Below are 6,851 nucleotides of genomic sequence, written 5' to 3' on the forward strand. Positions count from 1 at the left end.
ACAGCGACGCCGGCGTCTACGTCGGCCGCCGCTCGCACGACATCACCATCCAAAACTGCGTGACCTTTGAAAACGTCACCGGCATCGAGATCACCAACTCGTCTTTCATCCAGGCGTACGGCAACGAGAGCTTCAACAACGCCGCGGGCTTTCTCGTCGCGCTCTTGCCGGGCTTTCCCGACGCGCCGCCCATCTCGGTCTCGAACATCTGGCTCAGCGGCAACCATGTGCACGACAACAACCTGCCCAACTTCGCCGACCACGGCCTCGAGCAGTTCATACCCAGCGGCTCGGGGATGCTCATCATCGGCATCGACGACAGCATCATCGAATACAACACCGTGACGGGCAACCAGTTCGTGGGCATAGGCGTGGGCAATACCGGCCTCTTAGCCGAGCTCGCGGGCACGCCCGTCGGCGACATCGAGCCGTTCCCGGACCGCGTGCGCGTCATCGGCAATACCGCGACCGGCAACGGCGGCACGCAGCCCATCGACTTCCTGCCCCCCGCGGCCAGCGTGGACCTCCTCTGGGACGGCACGGGTACGGGCAACTGCTGGAGCGGCAACGACTTCGGCTCGAGCCTGAACTTAGACCTTGCCGGCGGCTCGCCGAGCCCGGCACTGCCGGCATGTGACTGAAGCCGGCTGAAAGACTGAGCGCGGAGGTGGTGGGTGAGGAGGAACGGCGCGTCTCCTTCCCATCACTCCCCGTCGAGAAGCCGGCCCAGCACCTCCTCCACCACCTCGTCGAAGCTCGCGGCCTCGCCCTACCCAAGCCCTCCACCGCGGCCGGCCCGTCCGGCAACGCCAGGACCCGGCCCGCCAGCGCCCTGGTCAGGGGATCGGCCGCCGGATGATGAGCAACCCGCGCCAGCAGTTCGGCCGCCCCCTCTTCAACCACTCCTGCGGGCCGCCCCTGGCAGGCAGCGCCGGGGATAAGCCTGTTCGTGAACGCTTTCACTGCCTCCTCCAGGACCAGGCAGGACCAGGCAGGACTTCTCTAGGCCAGCGTCCTTAGAAGCTCTCGAGCCTCCTTTAAGTCGGGTGTGGCAAAGCCTTCTTGGAACCAGCCGCAGACCTCCGTAAGAAGCGTGCGGGCCTCCCTGGTTTTTCCCTGCCTCACCCGGAAGCGGCTCAAGCTCCCAACCGCCCGCAGTTCCCACGACTTGGCCCCTTGCCGCCGCGCGACCTCGAGGGCGCCCCAAAACGCCTCTTCAACCTCCGCCTCGGCTGCGCCCTGCTCGAGGAGCAACTCCCCTTTCAGCCGGTAAAGCTCGCTCTCGCACCATCTTTCGCCGAAGGCAAGAACGTGGGCGAAGGCCCTCTCCAGCACCGTCAGGCCCTCTTGGGCGCGGCCCGACTTGCCGCACGCGTCGGCGAGAAGCGCGTACATAAAGGGCGTCCACAAGCCCGCCCCCGTTTCATGCCAGGAGGCCAAGCCCTGCCGCAACTCGACAAGCCCCTCGTCGGCCCAGCCGAGCTCGCCGAGCGCCCAGCCACGACCGAGCGTCCCTATCGCCGTTAGCAGCACGATGTTGTGCTCTTTGCCAATTTCGGCGGTGGTTTCGGCCAGAGCCTTGGTGGCTTGCGCTTCGCGCCGCAACATCCCGAGCACGTTGGCGAAGGTCAGGGCGAGGCCGAGATTGTTGGGGTGGGGGGAGGCTCGAGCCACGGCGATGGAGTCCTGGCTCAGCTTGAGGGACCGGTCAAGATAGCCAAGACACCACAGGGTAAGGGCCCCGCTGCCCCGGACGGTCACGCCGGGCGCGTGCCCGTAAAGAAAGGAGGGCAGGCGCGGTTGGGCGTCGTCCAGGCTTAGCGCCCTCTCCAGGTGCTCGCGGGCGGCCCCCAACTCACCCAGCCACAGCCGGGATTCTTCAAGCACCCGGTGAGCCTCGGCCTGCAAGGCAAGATCGCCCGCCTGCTCCGCCGCTTGCATGACCTGCTCGCCAAGCTCGAGCGCCGCTTTGCACTCGCCGCGCACCACGTAGTAACCCCATAGCCCCCACAAGGCCGGGAAGAGTTGGGGGGCGTTTTCAAGCGAGAGGCCGTTTTCAAGCAAGAGGCAATGCCGCCGCGCCCGGGCGAAGTGCGCCTCGAGCTCGGGCGCGGCGTAGCCCCTGATCATCATCAGGGGAGGACCCAGCGCGACCTCCAGGGCCAGCTCCAGCGCCACCCGCTCAGAAGTGTCGGGGAGGGCGCGAATGACGGCGAGACCTTCCTCGAGGAGCGGCGCCACGTCGCGGGGGCGATTGGCGAAGGCTTCGGTCAGCGCCCCGGCGGCCCGCTGCAAGTCATCGACCCGCCCCTTGGCGACCGCCCAGCGCCAGGCCACCGCGACGTTCTGAAGCTCGGCCCCGTCGACTTGGCGGTGTCCCTGCGCGTCGTTGCCGCCCGCTTCCTGGCTGGCCTCGATCAAGCCGAGAAAGTACCTCCCGTGTTTGGCTTGGGTGCGGGCCTCTTCCTCAGGGTTTTGGGCCAGTTTCTCCTGGCTGTACTGGTAAAGAAGCGGATGACGGTCGTAGCGCCCACTTGGCTGCAAACGCACCAGCGACCTATCCACGAGCGAGGCCAAGAGGGGGGTCAGAGCGCCGGCGATGTTGGCAGCCGCCTGCCTGGTAAAGCCGCCGCGGAACACCGAGAGCCTTGCCAGAACCTCCTGCTCCTTAGGGGTCAGCAGCCCCCATGAGTGCTCGAAGGTCGCCCGCAGGCTCTTATGGCGCTCGGCAACATCCTTTGTCGAGGCTATCAGGAAATCCAGAGTTGTTTCGATCTCCTGGGCAATCTCGGCCACCGGCATCAGCCTCACCCATACCGAGGCGAGCTCGATGCCCAGGGGGGAACCTTCCACGAGCCGACAGATCCTGATGACGTCGGGCAGGTTTTCCTCGTCGAGGAGAAACTTGAAGCTGATCTGTCCGGCTCTTTGGGTAAAGAGCCGCACCGCCTCGTAGCCCCTTGCCTCTTCCAAACCGGTCCCCCTGCCCGCGGGCAGGGACAAGCCGTCTACAAGGAGCACCCATTCCTCGTGTAGGTTCAGGGGCTCGCGGGAGGTGACGAGCAGCTCGAGCCTGGGGCAACGGCTCAGCAAATGCGTAGCCAGGGTCGCCCCCGCGAGCAGATGCTCGAAGTTATCCAAGACCAGCAGCAGGTGCCTGTTGCCGATGTGCCGGGCAAGCTGTAAGGGCGGCTCATCTTGACCACGCAGTTGCAGCCCGAGCGCCGCGGCGATGCTGGAGGGCATGGACTCGGCAGACGTCAGGGACTCCAGCGGCACGAAGTAGCTGCCGCCCCCGTAGCGCCCAGCCAGTTCCCGCATGGCCTGCTGAGCCAGCCGGGTCTTGCCCACCCCGCCGGCGCCGACCAGCGTCAGCAAGCGGCATTCCGCTTGCGACAAGAGGCGCGTCACCTCGGCGAGTTCCCGCTCGCGGCCTATAAACAAGGTGGCCGCGCCGGCCAGGGGCGCTTGAGGGGCCGGGCTTAGGCTCAGCCCCTTTAGGGCGCTCACGTCCTCCTCCTCGATGGCCTGGGCCAGACGCCTCGTCGTGGAGGTGGGCTCGAGGTCGAACTCCCGCTTGAGCCGCCGGGCAAAGTCGTGATAGGCCCTTAGCGCGCCTCCCCCGTGCCCCCCCCTGGCCGCCGCGCCCATATAGGCTCTCAGCGCCTCCTCGTCTAAGTCATCTTGCTGTAGCAGCGCGCGGAGCAACGTCACGGCCCTATCACGCCGCCCCAGCTCCTCCAACTCCCCGGCTCGGCGCAGCAGCGCGCTCCGCCAGCTCGAGTGCAACTGCGCGCGCTCGGCCTCGAGCCAGTTGATGAATTCCACGCTATTATAGCTCTCCAGCCCGTCAAGCAAGGGACCGCCGTAGCAGGAGAGGGCTTCGTCGAGCTCGCCTCCCTCGAGCGCCCACCTGAACGCAGCGACGTCGCTCGCCACCCTCCAGCGCAGCCTGTGCCGCTCGATCTCGAGGCCATGGCCTTGGCTCTCGAGCCAGGCGAGGCCGTAAAGGCGCTGGAGAAGCTGGCGCAGGTTGCGCTTGGCCTCGCGGCTGCCACTGTCGGGCCAGAAGAGGTCGGCGAGCCGGTCGCGGCTCACCCAGTCCCCCGCCCAGGCCAAGTAGGCGAGCAGCCGGTAGCGGTTGTCCGGCGCAAAGGCAAGCCAGTCCTGGCCGCTACGGACGCGAGCGCCGCCCAGCAGTTGGATCTGACAGTCATGACCCGCCCCTACCATCATGGTGCTCACTATTGTACGCGCTCGCGGCCCTCCTGACAATGCCCCTTCCGCGCGGCGCGCCGCTCAGCCGGCCCAGCGAGCGCCTAGCCAAGCAACCCCCTACTCCCCACTCCTACAGCGGCCCGTCCGGGACGGTCCCAAGCCGCTCGAGCGGCCGCTTGGCGTTCACCCCCGCCCACAGCAGGCTGAGCAGCAAGATGAGCCCGCTAGCGACTGCGTAGTAGCCCGTTCTCTCGGCCCGACCCGCCAGCCAGGCGCCGCCGCCCAGGCCCAGGCCGTTCAGGCTGAGCACCAGGCCGATCACCTTGCCGCGCAGGCCGTGCGGCAAGGTGAGTTGCAAGAGGGTGATGCCCGAGACCTCGAGGACGCCCAGGCCGCCCATCGCGCCGTAGAGGACGGGAATCATGACAAAGAGCAGCGCGAGCCGCCAACGCCGGGCGACAAAGTTCGCCCCCGCCCCCAGGTCGGCGACCACACCGAGCAGCCGGCGCGCCGGGTCGGCGAAGAGCATTCCCATCACTTGTGAACGCTTTCACGGACGTGACGTTTCGCGTAACGCGCGCATAACGCTGAACTCTCTAGAGTGATCGCAACTCGAGCTAGGGAGGTGGTCAGGCCGCCAAGGCAAGTTAGCTCCAAGTGCGCTCATCAGCCGATGTCCTTTCACCGTGCAGCCGTTCACGCGCAACCCCTCGAGCGGGGGCGCAAGAGGTGCATACCCATGAGAAACACGTTGCGTTTTGGCTTCGTCGCTTTGACCCTGGTCCTGCTCGCCGCCTGCTCGCAGGTCCAGCCCTCCACGCCGGAAGCCCTCGGTACGTCAGCACTGAACCAGAGGTACTCCTTTAACAGCGCCAGCGCCTACTTCTCCGACTGGGATGAGTGCTCTTACTCTTCCGTGGACGTCTACGCCAGCAAGGGCATGTCAAAAAGCGGCCCTGGATCGGGCAGCCGAGAATCTTGGATGTATGTCGACATCTACCGGTATGACTTCTGCACGGATTCGTACTCCTATGCGAGTGGCCACACCACGCTGGCAAACAACGCCTTCAAGGTGAGCGGCAACCTCAAGTCCGCGACGCTAAAAACCAGCGTCGCAGTCTACGACTATTCCTCTGACGAAACCTTCACTGTCCGAGTGAATCTGGCTTGGAAGGGCGCGGGCGACCTCTGGCAGGAAAAGAACCGCTATCAAGAGAGGTACCCGAACTACAGAAGCAACTCACGCTGGCAGTGGAGCAACCGTTCCACCGAGGTGTCGGGCAGCGTCTCGAGGGGGACCACCAACCTCCTTCAGGGACTGTCCGGCAACGGTTATTTGAGCAAAACCCGATCGCACACGGTCACCATCGATCGGCGCGGTCCCATCATCGAGTGGTTTGATGTCTGGCCGCAGACCATCTACGAAGGGCAATCCGCTTACCTGAGCTGGTGGGTCACGGCCCCGGACGGGACCAGGCTGAGCATCGACCAGGGAATAGGCGACGTGACCGGGCAGGAGTGGATTGCCGTGTCGCCTGAGGTGACCACGACCTACACCCTCACGGCCACCAACAAGCGACAGAGCAGCACGGCTCAGGTCACGGTGTTCGTCATGCCCAGACCGGAGCCTGATCAGTATGAACCTAACGACATCCCTTCGATGGCAAAACTCATCACGCTCGACTTCTCGAGCCCTGAGCTGAATATCGTACCGAGCGATGTGGACTGGTTCCGCTTTACCTTGACGACAGCCGCCACCGTGGTTGCTGACATAGACGCCTGGAGCCTCGGCTCGAGTCTCGACTCGGTCATGGGCCTCTTCGATAGCAGCCTTGGCGAAATCGCCATCAGCGACGATGACGACGGCCTTGACCCTTATCTCGAGCAAAGCCTCGCACCTGGCACCTACTATCTCGCGGTGAGCGGTTTTCCCGACTTTGACTTTAGCGGCGATCATTCACGCATAGGGTTCTACTACCTGAGCGTCACGACCACGCCGCCCGCCCCCTGATCAGCCTCTTCCTATGGGGGCCTTGGCGGCCCCCATCACTCTCCACCATGACGAGCTGAACGTCAGCATATTCGTCAGCCGATAGGAGAAAAGCCCATGAACGTGGCATACACGACGGCCCAGCGGGCCAACCTTGCAGTCCTTTGGCTTAGCCTGATCCTCTTGACGAGCGGCTGCGCCCTCGTCGCCAAGGGGACGGCCCAGGACATAGCCTTCACCTCGGCACCCGAAGGCGCCGAGGTGATCATCGACGGCGAGTTCTACGGGACCACGCCCCTCACCATCGGCCTTGATGTCGCCAAGAGCCACGACGTCATCCTGCGCTACCGCGGCCAGGAGCGCCTCATCCACATCGCCAACACGGTGGACCCCACCTGGATCGCGCTCGACGTCGTGCCCGGACTGGCCGTGGGCACCTTGATATTTCTCACCGCTCCGCCCTGCACCACGGGAGGTTGGTTTTCGGGGTGTTTGGGGCGTGATCTGGCGCAGAGCATAGCCCTAGGCGTCGCGCTCGGCACGACCTTGCCACCCCTCATCCTGGACGGCGCCACGGGCGCCTGGTACGACCTGTCGCCCGGCGAGGTTTTTACCGACTTCGGCGAAGAGGGTGATTAGGCAC

6 protein-coding genes are annotated in these 6,851 nt (G+C 65.3%); 4 read left to right on the top strand and 2 right to left on the bottom strand.

Going from position 1 to position 6,851, the window contains the following annotated elements:
- Both M3498_10315 and M3498_10320 read left to right on the top strand, forming a co-directional pair.
- On the top strand, positions 1–641 hold a 641-nt coding region (locus M3498_10315), incomplete at its 5' end, for a hypothetical protein (GenBank protein ID MDQ3459675.1).
- Positions 642–670: 29 nt separating this feature from the next.
- The gene (locus M3498_10320) at positions 671–859 is read left to right on the top strand and encodes a hypothetical protein (GenBank protein ID MDQ3459676.1); all 189 of its coding nucleotides are present in this window, start codon (positions 671–673) and stop codon (positions 857–859) included.
- A 143-nt stretch (positions 860–1,002) separates the two neighbouring features.
- Here M3498_10320 and M3498_10325 read toward each other — a convergent pair whose 3' ends face one another.
- Both M3498_10325 and M3498_10330 read right to left on the bottom strand, forming a co-directional pair.
- A complete protein-coding gene (locus M3498_10325; GenBank protein MDQ3459677.1) occupies positions 1,003–4,236 on the bottom strand; it encodes an AAA family ATPase in 3,234 nt (1,077 codons plus the stop codon).
- Between the two features lie 112 nt (positions 4,237–4,348).
- Positions 4,349–4,756 carry a hypothetical protein gene (locus tag M3498_10330; protein MDQ3459678.1) on the bottom strand — a complete coding sequence of 136 codons (408 nt, stop codon included), beginning with the start codon at positions 4,754–4,756 and terminating at the stop codon, positions 4,349–4,351.
- 201 nt (positions 4,757–4,957) lie between these two features.
- On the opposite strand from M3498_10330, the gene M3498_10335 reads away from it, so the two are divergent.
- Together M3498_10335 and M3498_10340 are read left to right on the top strand one after the other, a co-directional pair.
- Positions 4,958–6,229, top strand: coding sequence for a PPC domain-containing protein (locus tag M3498_10335; GenBank protein MDQ3459679.1), 1,272 nt, complete (start codon positions 4,958–4,960; stop codon positions 6,227–6,229).
- A gap of 96 nt (positions 6,230–6,325) precedes the next feature.
- Positions 6,326–6,847, top strand: a complete 522-nt coding sequence (locus M3498_10340) for a PEGA domain-containing protein (protein MDQ3459680.1) — start codon at positions 6,326–6,328, stop codon at positions 6,845–6,847.
- The last annotated feature ends 4 nt before the right edge of the window (positions 6,848–6,851 follow it).

Source organism: Deinococcota bacterium (assembly GCA_030858465.1).
Lineage (GTDB): Bacteria > Deinococcota > Deinococci > Deinococcales > Trueperaceae > JALZLY01.

Coding starts and splice junctions, on each gene's coding strand:
- M3498_10325 (MDQ3459677.1), bottom strand. CDS start 4,236: ATGATGGTAGGGGCGGGTCATGACTGTCAGATCCAACTGCTGGGCGGC.
- M3498_10335 (MDQ3459679.1), top strand. CDS start 4,958: ATGAGAAACACGTTGCGTTTTGGCTTCGTCGCTTTGACCCTGGTCCTG.
- M3498_10340 (MDQ3459680.1), top strand. CDS start 6,326: ATGAACGTGGCATACACGACGGCCCAGCGGGCCAACCTTGCAGTCCTT.